The sequence below is a fragment of the Streptomyces sp. NPDC101191 genome (assembly GCF_044767915.1).
Taxonomy (GTDB): domain Bacteria; phylum Actinomycetota; class Actinomycetes; order Streptomycetales; family Streptomycetaceae; genus Streptomyces.
Genome location: NZ_JBIWOU010000001.1, coordinates 1,274,587 through 1,289,963 on the forward strand (window position 1 = coordinate 1,274,587; position 15,377 = coordinate 1,289,963).

Genomic DNA, 15,377 nt, shown 5'->3' on the forward strand with positions numbered 1-15,377 from the left:
ACTCGGCCCTCACCTGCGCCCCGCTCAGCCCTTGCCCTCGCCGCCCGGCGATCCGGGGCCGATGCGGAGCTCGAAGTCGCCGTCGTAGCGCTCGTGACCGGCGATCACGGCGAGCTCGACGACCTCCTCCCCCAACCGCCCGCGCACGATGAGCGGATCCCTGCGCAGGTCCCGCATCAGCGCCACGCACATCCCGATCATCACGAGCACGAAAGGTGCCGCCACCAGGATCGTGAGGTTCTGCAGACCGGCGAGCGCGTCGCCCTGGCCGTCGCCGATGAGGAGCATGACCGCGGCGACGGCCCCCGTCACCACCCCCCAGAACACCACGACCAGGCGGCTGGGCTCGAAGGTGCCGTGCTGGGAGAGGGTCCCCATGACGATCGAGGCGGCGTCGGCGCCGGACACGAAGAAGATGCCGACGAGGACCATCACCAGCAGACTCGTGGTCCCGGTGATCGGGAACTCCTGCAACACGCCGAAGAGTTGACCCTCCGGCGTGGTCTCGCCGGCTAGCGCGCCCTCCTCGCGGAGCTTCATCGCCGTGCCGCCGAAGACGGCGAACCAGATCAGGCTGACCATGCTGGGCACGAGGATGACACCGCCGACGAACTGGCGGATCGTCCGCCCCCGGCTGATCCGGGCGATGAACATGCCGACGAAGGGCGTCCACGAGATCCACCAGGCCCAGTAGAAGACCGTCCAGCTTCCCAGCCAGTCATGGATGTCGTCGCCGCTCGTCGCCTCGGTGCGGCCGGCCAGCTGCGGCAGGTCGCCGACGTAGGCGGCGAGGGAGGTGGGCAGCAGGTCCAGCACGATGATGGTGGGTCCGGCGACGAAGACGAAGACGGCGAGGATCGCGGCGAGCACCATGTTGATGTTGGACAGCCACTGGATGCCCTTCTCCACACCGGACACCGCGGAGAGCACGAAGGCGAGGGTCAGCACCGCGATGATGCCGACGAGCAGGCCGGTGCCGGCCTTCTCCATCCAGTCCAGCTCCTCGAAGCCGCTGCCGATCTGCAGCGCGCCGAGGCCGAGCGAGGCCGCGGACCCGAAGAGCGTGGCGAAGATGGCCAGGATGTCGATGACCCGGCCGGGTCCGCCGTACGCGCGCCGCTCGCCCATCAGAGGGACGAAGACGGCGCTGACGGTCTGCCGCCGCCGGCGCCGGTACGTGGAGTAAGCGATGGCGAGTCCGACGACGGCGTAGATCGCCCACGGGTGCAGCGTCCAGTGGAAGAGCGTGGTGGCCATCGCGGTCTGCATCCGCTCGGCCGAGTCGACGGGGTGGGTGCCCGGCGGTGGGCTGCCGTAGTGGGCGAGCGGTTCGCTCACGCCGTAGAACATCAGACCGATCCCCATGCCGGCGCTGAACATCATGGCGATCCAGGACACCGTACGGAACTCCGGCCCCTCGCCTTCCTGACCGAGGGTGATCCGCCCGTAGCGGCTGACGGCGAGCCACAGCGCGAAGACGACGAAGCCGGTCGCGGCCAGCATGAAGGCCCAGCCGGCGTTGCGGATCAGTCCGTCGAGGGCCTTGCTGGAGACGGTCTCCAGGCTCTTCGTGGCCGTCGCGCCCCACACGACGAAGGCCACGGTGAGAACCGCGCTGACCCCGAAGACGATCCGGTCCGTACGGGCGTGGCCGTCCGAAGGCCCGGGGAGGTCGGCCGTCACCGGCCGTCTCTGCTCTTCCTGCGACACGAAGCCAGTCCCCTTCGGAGCGATTCTGGATGAACCGGAACAGCTGTGACCATTCCCCCCTAAGGGACTACCACAGCGGCGGGAAGACCCCGGGGAACGACGGCGCCGCTCTTGTCGGGGCGGGACGCCCTGTGCTGCAATCCGTGTCGAACACCTACGGACCGGGATGCTCGTCAGTCCCGGGGCGGCCCCTGGGCGCGAGGGCCGGACGGCGGGGGGTGCCGCGGCGGACGCGGCACCGGACGCCGGGCGTACGGGATCAAGGAATCCACGTACCCGCAGGAGCCGCATCATGAGCAAGTCCACCGGCAAGCACGTCCTGGCCCAGAACCAGTACGGCAAGGCCGAGAACCGCATCGTTGCCGTCAGCCGCAAGGGCAACGAGGGCGCCTGGCACGAGATCCGCGACCTGAACGTCTCCGTCGCCCTGCGCGGCGAGTTCCGTGAGGTGCACCTCACCGGCGACAACGGCAACTGCCTGCCGACCGACACCACGAAGAACACGGTCTACGCCTTCGCCAAGGAGCACGGCATCACGTCGCCCGAGGCGTTCGCCGTCCTGCTCGCCAAGCACTTCGTGCACTCCCAGCCGGTCATCCACGAGGCGCAGATCCGCGTCGAGGAGTTCGCCTGGGACCGGATCCCCGTCCCCACCCGCCCCGAGCAGCACTCCTTCGTCCGCAGGGGCCAGGAGGTGCGCACCGCGCAGGTCACGTACAGCAAGTCGACCGGGCAGCTCCAGGTCATCTCCGGCCTGCGCGACCTCACGGTCATGAACTCGACCGACTCCGAGTTCCACGGCTACATCAAGGACAGGTACACGACCCTGAAGGAGGCGTACGACCGCATCCTGGCCACCAAGGTGACGGCCCGCTGGGCCCACTCGGTGGTCGCCGCCGGGGACGCGGACTTCGACTGGGACCAGTCGTACAAGAAGGTCAAGCGCCACATGCTGGAGGCCTTCGCCGAGACCTACAGCTACTCGCTGCAGCAGACCCTCAACGCCATGGCCGAGCGCGTCCTCGACCACTGCTCCACCGTCAACGAGGTCCGGCTCAACCTGCCGAACAAGCACCACTTCCTCGTCGACCTGGAGCCCTTCGGGCTCAAGAACGACAACGAGGTCTACTACGCCGCCGACCGGATGTACGGCCTGATCGAGGGCACCATCCACCGTGACGGCGTCCAGCCGGTCATCGCCACGAGCGACTGGATCACCGCCTGAACGGTGTGACCCGCGGCCGAACCCGGCCGCGGCGGTCCGGGGCACCCGTGCCCCGGGCTGCCGCCCACCGTGTTCCCGCGCCCGGCCGCGCCACCCCTGGAGGCGAAGGCCACGTTCACCTGCACCTGCCCGGGGCGCCCCGGGCGCCGATCGGTCGAGGTCCGGACTCCTCCCCCGGCGGCCACCCGCGGCGGCGGCGCCTAGGACTTCGCGCGGGTCAGCTCGCACCTCCCGTCCACGCAGGAGCGGCGCAGCCGGCCGGCGGAGACGGTCTCCATCAGGCCGATCGCCCAGCACATCGGGCAGCCGCGCAGGGCGACCAGGCCCACCGGGGCGAGCAGCAGGCTCACCGGGCCGACGAACGGCAGGAGGGCCAGCGAGCCGATGAGCGCGCCGAACCCGACGGCGCCGCGGGCCAGGTGACGCGGCACGCTGGCGCTGGCGTAGCGGCCGGCTGCCGCCGGGGCCCGCACGGCGACGACCTCGGGTGCACGGTCGGGCACGGTGATGCGTGTCTTCGTGGCGGTCGGTTCAGCTGTCATCGTCGGCTCCCCTCGTCACGGCCTCTCGGTCCGCTTCCTCGTGCAGCGCCTCGCGCACGGCCGAACGAGCGCGGTGCAGGCGGGACTTCATCGCGGCGGTGCTGAGCCCGAGCCGCTCGGCGACGGTGCGGCCGGGCAGGCCCTGGATGTCCCGCATGACCAGCACCTGACGCTGGTCGGCGGGCAGGGCCGCGACGGCGGCGGCGACGCGCTCGGCCTCCAGACGCAACAGGACGTCCTCCTCGGCCGAACGCGCCGTACCGCCGATCGCCTCGGACCGGCCGGACGCACCGAGCCCGTCCGGCGCGTCGACCGGTCCGCGGTGGAGCAGGGACCGGGCGCGGCGCAGGCATTCGTTGCGGACGATGCGGAACATCCACGACGCCAGCGCCCCGGAGGCGCGCAGCATGCCGATCTTGCGATAGAGGATGATCAGCGCTTCCTGGGCCGCGTCCTCGGCGTCCTGGGGCGTGGCGCACAGCGTGTGGGCGAACCGGTGCACGTGCGGGTACGAGCCGTACACCAGCGCGCTGAGCGCCTCGACGTCCCCGCGTTGCGCCGCGGCGACCAGGGTCGTACCGGGCCAGGTGTGCTCAGCCACGCTGACGCCTCCGGCGGCGCAGCGTGACGGCGCACGCGCACACCAACAGCGCGGCGGCCGCGACGACGATGACGACGGTGGTCATGGGTCCTCCTGGTGGTTCGGGGCGGGCGGACGCGGTCGTCCGCACGCCTATGAGAGGCACACCGGGCGGGAAAGGATTCACCCCTTCCCGCGGGACCGGAATCCTTCACACGAACACGAGGAGGAAGGCCGGTGCGGGCGCGGCGCCGCCCCGGCCTTCCTCCGGCCGGTGCGGCGCCGGTTGCCCGGCACCCGGGCCGCCGGCCGGACCCGTCAGAGCGCGCCGACGATGTCCTCGACCCGGTCCTTCGCGTCGCCGAAGAGCATGGCGGTGTTCTCGCGGAAGAACAGCGGGTTCTGGACGCCCGCGTAACCGGAGGCCATCGAGCGCTTGAAGACGATGACCTTGCCGGCCTCCCAGACGGTGAGGACCGGCATGCCGGCGATCGGGCTGCTGGGATCCTCGGCCCCGGCGGGGTTGACCGTGTCGTTGGCGCCGATCACCAGGACGACGTCGGTCCCGGCGAAGTCGTCGTTGATCTCGTCCATTTCGAGCACGATGTCGTACGGCACCTTGGCCTCGGCCAGCAGCACGTTCATGTGTCCGGGCAGGCGGCCGGCGACCGGGTGGATGCCGAACCGTACGTCGACGCCCTTGGCGCGCAGCTTCGAGGTGAGCTCCGCGACCGGGTACTGCGCCTGTGCCACGGCCATGCCGTAGCCGGGCGTGATGACCACCGACCGGGCCGAGCCCAGCAGTTCGGCGGCGCCCTGGGCGGTGATCTCCGTGTGCTCGCCGTAGTCGACGTCCGAGGCGGACGGCGCCTCGATGCCGAAGCCGCCGGCGATCACGGAGAGGAACGAGCGGTTCATGGCCTTGCACATGATGTACGACAGGTAGGCGCCGGAGGAGCCGACGAGCGCGCCCGTGATGATCAGCAGGTCGTTGCCGAGCAGGAAGCCCGAGGCCGCCGCGGCCCAGCCGGAGTAGCTGTTGAGCATCGAGACCACGACCGGCATGTCACCGCCGCCGATCGAGGCGACCAGGTGCCAGCCCAGCGCCAGGGCCAGGACCGTCACGGTGATCAGCAGCCACAGCTCCGGCGTGATCACGAACCATACCGTCAGGGCGAGGAACAGGCCCAGCGCACCGAGGTTCAGGGCGTTCTTGCCGGGCAGCACCAGCGGCTTGGAGTCGATCTTCGCGGAGAGCTTCAGGTACGCCACGACGGAACCGGTGAAGGTCACCGCGCCGATGAACAGGCCGATGAACACCTCGGCGTGGTGGATGCCCAGCGTGCCGAGCGCGTCCAGGGCCTCGGCCTCGGGGCCGTTCGGGTCGTGCTCGACGTTCAGGAAACCGTTCCAGCTGACCAGTACGGCGGCCAGACCGACGAAGGAGTGCAGCAGCGCGATCAGTTCGGGCATGCCCGTCATCTCGACGCCGCGGGCCCGCTGCAGGCCGATCAGCGCACCGATCAGCATCGCCAGGAGCATCAGCCCGAGGCCGGCGGCACTGATGTCGCCGTCGGCGGCGAGCACGATCGTCGCGACGAGCGCGACGCCCATGCCGAGCATGCCGAAGGCGTTGCCGAGCCGTGCCGACTCGTGCTTGGAGAGTCCTGCCAGCGCCAGGATGAACAGCAGCGCGGCAACGAGGTAGGCCGCCTGCGCGGCGAGGGTCGCAGACATGTCAGCTCCTGTTGAACATGGCGAGCATGCGACGCGTCACCGCGAAGCCGCCGAAGACGTTGATACTGGCGAGAAGGATCGCCACGAACGACAGCACCGTGACGGCGGTGTTCGCGTGTCCGATCTGCAGCAGCGCGCCGACGACGATGATCCCCGAGATCGCGTTCGTCACCGACATCAGCGGCGTGTGCAGGGCGTGGTGCACATGACCGATCACGTAGTAGCCGATCACGATCGCGAGCACGAAGACCGTCACGTGGGGCAGGAGCGCGGCCGGCGCGAACCCGGCGGCGAGGAACAGCGCCAGCGCGCCGAGCGCCACTCCGCCGAACTTCTGCCGCGCCGTCATCGGTGCCTTCTTCGGCACGGGCTTCGCCGCGGTGGCCGCGGGCGCGGGAGCCGGGGCCGCCGAGACCTGCACCGGCGGGGGCGGCCACGCCGACTCGCCCTTGCGGACCACGGTGATCGAGCGCTGCACCGGGTCGTCCCAGTCCAGCACCGGCACGCCGTCCTTGCCCGGCGTCATCAGCTTCAGCAGGTTCACCAGGTTCGTGCCGTACAGCTGCGAGGCCTGCGCGGGCAGCCGCCCGGCGAGGTCGGTGTAGCCGATGATCGTCACGCCGTTGTCGGTGACGATCTTCTCGCCCTTCACGGTGCCCTCGACGTTGCCGCCGTTGGCGGCCGCCATGTCGACGATCACCGAGCCCGGGCGCATGCTCGCGACCATCTCCGCGGTGATCAGGGTCGGCGCGGGGCGTCCCGGGATCAGCGCGGTGGTGATGACGATGTCGACCTCGCGGCATTGGGCGGCGTAGAGCTCGACCTCGCGCGCCTTGTAGTCGTCACCCATCTCCTTGGCGTAGCCCGTCTTCGAGACCTCGACCTCCGGGGACTCGATCGACAGGTACTCGCCGCCGAGCGACCGGACCTGGTCTGCCACCTCGGGCCGCGGGTCCGTCGCCCGTACGATCGCGCCGAGGGAGCCGGAGGCACCGATCGCCGCCAGGCCGGCGACGCCCGCGCCCGCGACGAGCACCTTTGCCGGCGGCACCTTGCCCGCCGCCGTCACCTGGCCGGTGAAGAAGCGTCCGAACTCGTGGGCCGCCTCGACGACGGCCCGGTAGCCGGCGATGTTCGCCATCGACGACAGCACGTCCATCGACTGCGCCCGGCTGATCCGCGGCACGGCGTCCATCGACAGTGCCGTGAACGGGCGGCGGCCCAGTTCCTCGACCATCGCGGGGTCGAAGGCCGGCGCGAACAGCGCGATGACCGTCGCCTGCGGGCCCACCCGGTCCAGCTGCTCCGGGGCGGGGGCGTTGACGCCCAGCACCACGTCCGCGGCCGTCGCGTCGCCGAGGGTCGCGCCCGCCGCCTGGTAAGCGGTGTCGGTGAAGCCGGCCGCGACGCCCGCGCCGGAGTCGACGACCACGTCGTACCCCAGTTTGCGGATCTGCTCGATCGTGGCCGGCGTGGCCGAAACGCGGTTCTCACCTGCCCGCGCTTCCTTGAGGACTCCGACAATCACGAGTGTTCTCCGTTTCGCTGCTCAGGCCGTCAACGGCGTGTTCTCAACACGTTCGGAAGTGCCCGCAATGATCCGGAGCACGCCGTTCAGCTTGGCCGTCGGGGGCTCTCCTTGAACAGCACCCGCTGGTGAGGTGTACGCAACATCGACGAGGGCCGGGGTCCCGTGCCGCACAGGACATCGTGCACCTCGAAGCCGTCCGCCCTCGCCGTGCCCGGCCCCTCGTGTCGGCCGGGGCCCCGCCCGGCTCCTGCCGCCGCGACGTGGCCGGGAAACCAGGGCGGCGGGAGCGGCCCGCCCCGGGCCCGAGTGGCGGCGGCCGGGGGCGTCACGTCCCAGGCCCGCGCGGACGCGGCCGGGGGCGTCACGCCCCGGGCCCGCGCGGACGCGGCCGGGGGCATCACATCCAGGGCCCGAGTGGCGGCAGCCGGGCGCGTCACGTCCCGCGCCCGTGCGGCGGCGGCCGGGGGCGTCACGTCCCGGGCCGGGCCGGCAGGCGGAAGCCGTCGAACAGGTCGTCCATGCCCCGCACGGCCAGCCGGTCAGGGGTGGCACGAACCGCGAGGTCGCGGGCCGCAGCGGCGAGCGGGTGACGGAGCGCGCCCAGGCGCCCGACCCGGCGGGCGCGCACGCGGACGGCGTCGGTGCGGTCGCGGCGGGCGGCGGTGTACGCGGCGAGGGCAGCCGGGACCGCGTCCGCGTCATCGTCGCCGTCCCCGGCGGGCAGGAGATGGGCGAGGACCACCGCGTCCTCGACGGCCTGGCAGCCGCCCTGGCCGAGGTTCGGGGCCATGGCGTGAGCGGCGTCGCCGAGCCAGGCGATCCGGCCGTGGTGCAGGCGCGGGAGCGGGGCGGCCAGCTCGTAGAGGTCGTGCCGGAGGACGTCGGCGACGGCGAGCCGGCCGACGCGGTCCAGCAGGGCGGGAATCGGGTCGTGCCAGGAGCCGAAACGCCGACGGAGTTCGGCGCGGGGATCGCCCGCCGGTGCGCCGGCCGGGACGGCGGCGGTGGCGTAGAGGTAGAACCGGCCGTCGGACAGCGGGGTCACGCCGAACCGCTCGCCCCGTCCCCAGGTCTCGCTCATGGCCTGGACCCGCAGGTCGGGAGCCTCCACGAGGGCCCGCCAGGCGGTCTCACCGAGGTAGCGCAGGCCGGGGTGGGCGGGGAAGTGGGCGCGGCGCAGCGGGCTGTGGATCCCGTCGGCGGCGACGACCAGGTCGGCGGGAAGGTCCGGACCGGTCTCCGTGCGCAGGACCGGGCGGCCGGCGGCGTCGTCGACGGCGGTCACGGCGGTGCCGTAGCGGAGGGCCTCCGCCGGTAGGGCCGCGGCGAGTGCGACCGTGAGGGCCGGCCGCGGGACGGCGATCGGGGGCGTCCCGTAGCGCGCGGCCAGGTCGGCGGTGGAGGTCCGGGTGAGCCACCGGCCGTCGGACCGGCGCACCCCCATCATGAGCGGTACGGCGCTGCCGGTGGTCCGGGTGACGTCGACGTCGATGGCGCGCAGGGCGCGCAGCGCGTTGGGGGCGAGGCCGATGCCGGCGCCGGTGACGGGGGGATCGGAGGCGCGTTCGCAGACGGTGACCTGCCAACCCCGGCGGTGCAGCGCCACCGCGGCCGTGAGGCCGCCGATCCCCGCTCCGACCACGACCGCCCGACGTCTTCGCACAGGGCTTCCCCCCTCCGGTCCCGGCGGCGCGCCGCCGTGCGGATCACGTTCCCGGCCACCGTACCGACTCCACGTCGTGCCATCCGCGCACGGGCGCCTGCTCCGGGCGGTCCGTCCGCCCGGCGCGTCGTCGCTCCCGTCGCCGCGCACCCGCCCGTCAGCCGCGCAGCCCCACGGCGAGCGTGGCGAGCCAGGCGCCCGGGGTGTACGGCACCGGGGGTTCGACCTCGGAGCCGAGCGTTGTCCATCCGGCGCACCTGCCCGTCGATGTGCGTCCGCATGGCGTCGAGGTCGTCGGCTAGACGCTTCAGGTCCTGGTCCGTCACATGGAGGTTCGGCTCGGTGGACATGGCGGCGGCTCCTTTCGGGAGAACGGGGCGGCGGGTCAGTGCTGTTCGGCGAAGTGGGCATGGACGGCGTCGAGCAGGACCCGCACGCGGGCGTGGGTCACGTGCGGCATGACATGGGCGAAGGCCGCGTCGAACTCGGCGGGCGCGCGGAACAGGTACAGCACGCGCTGCAACTCCCCGGCGAGGTTGCCGAGTCGCTCGTGGCAGTCGGGGTGCTCGCTGGTGAGGATCTCGTCCAGGGCCTCGTCCACGCCGTCGTACTCCCCCGAGACCATCGACGACACGAACGCCGAGGTCAGCGAGAAGCGCGCGCCGGCTTCCCAGTCGGACAGCGGCAGCTCCGCGAGGTCGGGGCAGAAGAGGAACTCGCGGTCGCGGACCAGCTCGGCCAGGGAGCGCAGGAAGTCGGCCGGCGCTTCGCGCCGGCTGCCCGCGAGAGCCTGTCGCGGTACGCGGCGGACCTGGTGCCGAACACCTCCGTGCCGGCCTCGTCGGCCAGTTGGTCAAGCAGCGAGGCCAGGGCGCTCATGGGCATCACCCGGACGGTCGCGGAGGAGTCCTGCAGCAGGCGGGACAGGCGCTGGAGCTCGTCCTCCAGCGGTGCGGCCCCCGGGTTGCGCGACGCGACGGCGACGCTCAGGAGGAGCCCCACCACGCCCTGGGTCAGGAACTCGTCGTGTTTCGTGGTCACGTGGCGCACGTTACGGCGGGGTCGGGCAGGCGGTGCGGACGTAGAAGGTCCCGGACTCCGGCGCGTACGCGAGGACCAGCTTCACACTGTGGACCTGCGTCGGCCGGGCGGCGTGGGCGGCGCGTTCGGGCTGGGCGACGGTGTCGGCTGGGGGCTGGACGAGCCGGCACGCGAAAGTAGCAGGAAGATCGGTCAAATCCCGCGGCTTTAAGGCCAGTTGGCCGAAAAGGGTCGTATAGGGGTTCGAGCAGGGAGGAATTGACTTCCGCAGGCCTCTATGCGGTCAACGGCGTTGCGCCCACAGAGGAATGAGCGGGGATCCGCCGCTGCCCCGCGCCTCGGGCCGACATCCCCCACGCGGGTTCAGTAGCGTGGCTGCCATGCATGAGGTGATCACTGGTGACGGTCGGACGCTGGCCGTGGAGGAATGGGGCGCCCCCTCGGGGGTGCCCGTCGTGTACCTGCACGGCAGTCCGATGAGCCGGCTCGCCCGGCATCCGGACGAGCGTCTGTTCCACGACCTCGGCATACGTCTGATCACGTACGACCGCCCGGGCTTCGGGCGGTCGAGCCCCGCCCCGGGCCGCCGGGTCGTCGACGCCGCGGACGACGTGACCGCCGTGGCCGACGCGCTCGGCCTGGAGCGCTTCGCCGTGTTCGGCGTGTCCGGCGGCGGCCCGCACGCGCTGGCGTGCGCGGCCCGCCGTCCCGACCGCGTCACGCGGGCCGGCGCCCTGGCGAGTCTGGCGCCCCGGGACGCCGAAGGCCTCGACTGGACGGCCGGGATGAACGAAGGCAACCGCCGCAGCGCGGCCGCAGCGGTGACCGGACGGGACGCCGTCAGGGACCACCTCGCGCAGGTCGGCACCGCGAAGCTCCCCCCTCTTCCCGAGGTGGAACAGGCCGTCCTCTCCCGTCCGGAGGTCAGCGCCATGCTCGGCCCGGCCTTCGCCGAGGCCGTCCGGCCCGGCCTCGACGGCTGGGTCGACGACGTCGTCGCGCTCTTCGGTACGCCGTGGGGCTTCGACCCCGCCGACATCGAGACCCCCACCCGCCTCTGGCACGGCGGCCTCGACACCCTCGTACCCCCCGCCCACGGCGACTGGCTCGCAGCCCGCATTCCGGCCACGACCCTGACCCGTCAGCCGGACGCGGGCCACGGTGGACACTTCGACGCCACCCCGGCGCTCCTCGCCTGGCTCGTCGGCTGACTCCGTCGGCGTCGGCTGACTCCGTCGGCGTCGGCGGTCACGTCCGTCGGATCCGTCGGGTCCGTCACCGAGACCGCACCCCAGGTGATCGCTCCGCAGCGGCGGATCGCACAGCACCGCCTGCGGTTCGCCCGTGGCACCTGTCGCCGCGCCGACACCTCGCACCCCGCCCCTCCCCGACCCGCGGGACGACGGGGCGGCGTCCATCTCCCGACCCTCGCGATGACGAGGCGGCGTCCACCTCCCGACCCGCTGCCGACCCGCTGCCGACCCGCGGGGATGGCATCCGACGTCCCTCGACCCGCAGCCGCCCGGGGATGGCGCGCGCAACACCCCATCCTGACCCGCACCGATGACGGTGCGGAGTGCCCCGAACCCGCACCGTGCAGGCCGGGAGCCCCCGCCCCGGCCGTGGGGAAGTGCTACAACTGGATTGTGAGCCCGTCGCGTCTCTCGTGCCCGGCGTCCCGGTGCGGTCGAACCTAGGCAGAAGATTCGGAAGCGTCGCCGGACAGGTCTTCGTCCTTCAGGTGGCGATCGTGGTGCTGCTCGCGGCCGGGGCCCTGCTGGCCCTGCTGCTGCAGTCGCGGCACGACATCGACCGTGAGGCGCGCGACCGGTCGGTCTCCGTGGCGCAGACCTTCGCGAAGTCCCTGGGGCTGCAGGAAGCCCTGAAATCGCCGAACCCGTCCGCGGTCGTGCAGCCCGTCGCCGAGGACACGCGCAAGGCCGCGGGCGTGGACTTCATCGTGGTCATGGACACCCACGGCATCCGCTACAGCCACCCCCAGCCGGACCGCATCGGCGAGCGCTTCGTCGGCACGATCGAACCCTCGCTCGCCGGCCAGGTGCACACCGAGAGTGTGGAGGGGCCGCTCGGCAAGGAGATCCAGGCGATCGTGCCCGTCACCTCACCCGACGGAAAGGTCGTCGCCCTCGTCTCGGCGGGTCTGACGGTGGAGAGCGTGACCGGCATCGCCGACAGCCAGCTCCCGGTCATCCTCCTGGCCATCGCGGGCGGCCTGGCCCTGGCCACCGTCGGCACGGCTCTCATCAGCCGAAGGCTCCGCCGGCAGACCCACGGGCTCGGCACGCAGGAGATGACCCGCATGTACGAGCACCATGACGCGGTGCTCCATGCCGTGCGCGAAGGGGTACTGATCACCGACGACGAGGGCCGGCTGCTCCTGGCGAACGACGAGGCCGGACGGCTGCTCGGCCTGCCCGACGACGCCGAAGGACGCCCCGTCGACGAGATCGGCATGGACCGCGGAATGGCGGAACTGCTGCTGTCCGGCCGGGAGGCCACCGACGAGGTATTGCAGGCCGGGGACCGGCTGCTCGTGGTCAACCAGCGGCCCACCCGGCCCCGGGGCCGGCCGCAGGGCTCCGCGGTCACCATCCGCGACTCCACCGAGATGCAGCTGCTGAGCAGCCGGGCCGAGACGGCCCGCAGGCGGCTCAAGCTGCTCTACGACGCCGGGGGTGACATCGGCACCACGCTCGACGTGGTGCGCACCGCCGAGGAGCTGGCCGACGTCGCGGTCCCCCGGTTCGCGGACTTCGTCACGGTCGACCTGGCAGAGCCGGTGCTGACCGGCGACGAGCCCGGTCCGGGCGCCGACATGCGGCGTACGGCGGTCAGCGGCATCCGTTCCGATCACCCGCTGTATCCGCTCGGCAGCCTGATCGACTTCCTGCCGTCGACGCCTCAGGCCCGCGGCTACGGCACGGGCACGGCCGAGCTGGTGCCCGATCTGCACGAGGCTCCGGGCTGGCACGCCCAGGACCCGCCGCGGACGTCGGCGATCGTCGAGTACGGGATCCACTCGCTCATCGCGGCTCCTCTGAAGGCCAGGGGTGTCGTGCTCGGGGTGGTCAACTTCTGGCGCTCGGAGAAGCCCGAGCCGTTCGACGAGGACGACGTGTCGCTGGCCGAGGAGCTCGTCGGCCGCGCCGCGGTCACCATGGACAACGCCCGCCGCTACACCCGGGAACACAATCTCGCCGTGACGCTGCAGCGCAGCCTGTTGCCCCAGGACCTGCCCGAGCACAGCGCGGTGGACGTCGCGCACTTCTACCAGCCCGCCCAGTCGGGAGTGGGCGGGGACTGGTTCGACGTGATCCCGCTGCCGGGCAGCCGCGTCGGGCTCGTCGTCGGGGACGTCGTCGGGCACGGCCTGCACGCCGCGGCCACCATGGGGCGGCTGCGCACGGCGGTGCACAACTTCTCCTCCCTGGACCTGCCGCCGGACGAACTCCTCGCCCGTCTCGACAACCTCGTCCAGCGCATGGACCAGGAAGGCGACAGCGCGGCCGCGAACGGCGGGGTCCTGGGAGCGACCTGCCTGTACGCCGTCTACGACCCGGTCTCGCGGAACTGCACCATGGCGCGGGCGGGACACATGCCACCGCTCGTGGTCGAGCCGGACGGCACGACCACGATCTCGGAACTGCCGGCCGGCCCCCCGCTGGGCCTGGGCGGCATGCCGTTCGAGTCCACGGAACTGCGGCTGGCGGAAGGCAGCCAGCTGGTCCTGTACACCGACGGGCTGGTCGAGGAGCGGAGCAGGGACATCTCGGTGGGCGTGGAGAAGCTGCGCACGGCCCTGAGCCACCCGGACCGGGACCCGCACGCCAGCCGCCGCGCCGTGCTCGACGCGCTGCTCCCCAGCCGCCCGTCCGACGACATCGCGCTGCTCATCGCCCGGACCAGGACCCTGGGCCCCGGCCGGGTCGCCGAGTGGGAGGTGCCGTTCGACCCGAGCGAGGTCGGCGCCCTGCGCAGCCTGGCTGCCGAGCAGCTCGAGGAGTGGGGTCTGGGGGAACTCGCCTTCACCACGGAACTGATCCTCAGTGAGCTCATCACCAACGCCATCCGGTACGGCGCCGCGCCCGTACGCGTCCGCCTGTTGCGCGACCGCACCCTGACCTGCGAGGTGTGGGACGGCAGCAGCACCGCCCCGCACCTGCGCTACGCCGCCACCATGGACGAGGGCGGCCGGGGACTGTTCCTGGTGGCGCAGGTCAGCGACCACTGGGGCACGCGCTACACCCCGGAAGGCAAGGTCATCTGGGCCGAACAGCCCCTGCCCACCACGGACGGCGCCGGTCCCGTGCACTGATGTCCGCCGCCCGTCAATCCCCGGTCCGGTCGAGGGGCTGCTCAGAGGCAGCCGGTGGTGCGAACAGTGCCTGGACGGTTTCGGTGGCCAGGTCTCGCAGCCACGTGTGGGCGCGGTCGTCGTCGTAGCGCTGGTGCCACAGCAGGTACAGAGGGACTTCGGGCAACGGGAGTGGCGGCGACAGTACGGCGAGGCCGAGTTGTTCCCGGGCTGCGCGGGTGACCGCGCCGGGGAGGGTGACGACCAGGTCGGTCTCCAGGGCGAGTTGCAGCGCGAAGGCGGCGGTGGGCCCGGCGGCGACGACGCGTCGTTCGAGGCCGCGGGTGGTCAGGGCGTCGTCGACCGGGTCGCGCAGGCTCCCGCGTCGCGAAACGGTGAGGTGTTCGGCGGCCGCGTAGCGCTCGACGCTCAGCGGGCCTTCGAGGAGGGGGTGGCCTGGTCGGACGGCGACCACCAGCCGATCCCTGCCGACGAGGCGATGACGGATGTCGGGGAGCGTCGGAGCGCTGGAGCTCGATTCGAGGTCGACCTCTCCCCGGCGCAGCTCGGCGTCGTCCGTCCCCGGTTCGGCCGACAGGCGCAACCGGACGCCGGGGGCCTGGCGATGGGCGGCGGCGATCAGGGCGGATCCGCAGGCGGCGGTCAGGGCGTCGTGCCAGCGCACGGTGAACACCCTTTCCAGGGGTGCCAGGTCGAGTTCCTGCTGCGCGGACAGAAGGTGGTGGGCCTGCTGTACGAGGGCGTGGACCTGGGCGCGCATGGCCAGCGCGCGGGTGGTGGGAACCATCCTGCGGCCGGTGCGGACCAGGATCTGGTCACCGGTGGCCTTGCGGATGCGCCCCAGGGAGCGGCTCATCGCCGGTGCGGTGACGTGGAGGCGTGCCGCGGCGCCGGCGACGCTGCCCTCTTCCAGCAGTGCGTCCAGGGCGGTCAGCAGGTTCAGATCCAATTGCATCCCAGTAACTCTACAACTGAATAGCATGCACTTGTTGTTACTCATGGGGAGGCCTAC

At 72.1% G+C, this 15,377-nt stretch carries 13 protein-coding genes; 3 read left to right on the forward strand and 10 right to left on the reverse strand.

Going from position 1 to position 15,377, the window contains the following annotated elements; genetic code table 11:
• Positions 1-24: 24 nt before the first annotated feature.
• Positions 25-1,710, reverse strand: a complete 1,686-nt coding sequence (locus ACIRQF_RS05550; protein WP_404089086.1) for a BCCT family transporter — start codon at positions 1,708-1,710, stop codon at positions 25-27.
• Positions 1,711-2,002: 292 nt separating this feature from the next.
• On the opposite strand from ACIRQF_RS05550, the gene pucL reads away from it, so the two are divergent.
• A complete protein-coding gene (pucL, locus tag ACIRQF_RS05555; protein WP_376631043.1) occupies positions 2,003-2,935 on the forward strand; it encodes a factor-independent urate hydroxylase in 933 nt (310 codons plus the stop codon).
• 200 nt (positions 2,936-3,135) lie between these two features.
• Here pucL and ACIRQF_RS05560 read toward each other — a convergent pair whose 3' ends face one another.
• From ACIRQF_RS05560 to ACIRQF_RS05595, 8 genes are all read right to left on the reverse strand, one after another.
• The gene (locus ACIRQF_RS05560; protein WP_376631044.1) at positions 3,136-3,477 is read right to left on the reverse strand and encodes a hypothetical protein; all 342 of its coding nucleotides are present in this window, start codon (positions 3,475-3,477) and stop codon (positions 3,136-3,138) included.
• Positions 3,467-4,078 carry an RNA polymerase sigma factor gene (locus ACIRQF_RS05565; RefSeq protein ID WP_382478381.1) on the reverse strand — a complete coding sequence of 204 codons (612 nt, stop codon included), beginning with the start codon at positions 4,076-4,078 and terminating at the stop codon, positions 3,467-3,469. Before ACIRQF_RS05565 ends, ACIRQF_RS05560 begins: the two co-directional genes overlap by 11 nt.
• 297 nt (positions 4,079-4,375) lie before the next feature.
• The gene (pntB, locus tag ACIRQF_RS05570; RefSeq protein WP_376631048.1) at positions 4,376-5,794 is read right to left on the reverse strand and encodes a Re/Si-specific NAD(P)(+) transhydrogenase subunit beta; all 1,419 of its coding nucleotides are present in this window, start codon (positions 5,792-5,794) and stop codon (positions 4,376-4,378) included.
• 1 nt (position 5,795) lies between these two features.
• Positions 5,796-7,322, reverse strand: coding sequence for a Re/Si-specific NAD(P)(+) transhydrogenase subunit alpha (locus ACIRQF_RS05575; RefSeq protein ID WP_404089090.1), 1,527 nt, complete (start codon positions 7,320-7,322; stop codon positions 5,796-5,798).
• 472 nt (positions 7,323-7,794) lie between these two features.
• Complete coding sequence (locus ACIRQF_RS05580) at positions 7,795-8,988, reverse strand: FAD-dependent oxidoreductase (RefSeq protein WP_404089092.1); 1,194 nt, start codon at positions 8,986-8,988, stop codon at positions 7,795-7,797.
• A gap of 385 nt (positions 8,989-9,373) precedes the next feature.
• Complete coding sequence (locus ACIRQF_RS05585) at positions 9,374-9,622, reverse strand: hypothetical protein (protein ID WP_404089094.1); 249 nt, start codon at positions 9,620-9,622, stop codon at positions 9,374-9,376.
• Positions 9,623-9,633: 11 nt separating this feature from the next.
• Positions 9,634-10,029: a hypothetical protein gene (locus ACIRQF_RS05590; RefSeq protein WP_404089096.1), complete on the reverse strand. Its 396-nt coding sequence runs from the start codon at positions 10,027-10,029 to the stop codon at positions 9,634-9,636.
• A gap of 10 nt (positions 10,030-10,039) precedes the next feature.
• Positions 10,040-10,225: a hypothetical protein gene (locus ACIRQF_RS05595; protein WP_404089098.1), complete on the reverse strand. Its 186-nt coding sequence runs from the start codon at positions 10,223-10,225 to the stop codon at positions 10,040-10,042.
• 184 nt (positions 10,226-10,409) lie between these two features.
• Here ACIRQF_RS05595 and ACIRQF_RS05600 point away from each other — a divergent pair, with 184 nt between their 5' ends.
• Entirely contained in the window at positions 10,410-11,240 is an 831-nt protein-coding gene (locus tag ACIRQF_RS05600) for an alpha/beta fold hydrolase (RefSeq protein ID WP_376631058.1), read from the forward strand.
• A gap of 530 nt (positions 11,241-11,770) precedes the next feature.
• Positions 11,771-14,365: a SpoIIE family protein phosphatase gene (locus ACIRQF_RS05605; protein ID WP_404089101.1), complete on the forward strand. Its 2,595-nt coding sequence runs from the start codon at positions 11,771-11,773 to the stop codon at positions 14,363-14,365.
• A gap of 13 nt (positions 14,366-14,378) precedes the next feature.
• Here the strand turns inward: ACIRQF_RS05605 and ACIRQF_RS05610 are convergent, their stop codons facing one another.
• Positions 14,379-15,320 carry a LysR family transcriptional regulator gene (locus ACIRQF_RS05610; RefSeq protein ID WP_404089103.1) on the reverse strand — a complete coding sequence of 314 codons (942 nt, stop codon included), beginning with the start codon at positions 15,318-15,320 and terminating at the stop codon, positions 14,379-14,381.
• Positions 15,321-15,377: the final 57 nt, after the last annotated feature.

Excerpts from the sequence above, each read along its gene's own strand:
- pntB (WP_376631048.1), bottom strand. The coding sequence starts at position 5,794 with ATGTCTGCGACCCTCGCCGCGCAGGCGGCCTACCTCGTTGCCGCGCTG.
- pucL (WP_376631043.1), top strand. The coding sequence starts at position 2,003 with ATGAGCAAGTCCACCGGCAAGCACGTCCTGGCCCAGAACCAGTACGGC.
- ACIRQF_RS05610 (WP_404089103.1), bottom strand. The coding sequence starts at position 15,320 with ATGCAATTGGATCTGAACCTGCTGACCGCCCTGGACGCACTGCTGGAA.
- ACIRQF_RS05600 (WP_376631058.1), top strand. The coding sequence starts at position 10,410 with ATGCATGAGGTGATCACTGGTGACGGTCGGACGCTGGCCGTGGAGGAA.
- ACIRQF_RS05560 (WP_376631044.1), bottom strand. The coding sequence starts at position 3,477 with ATGACAGCTGAACCGACCGCCACGAAGACACGCATCACCGTGCCCGAC.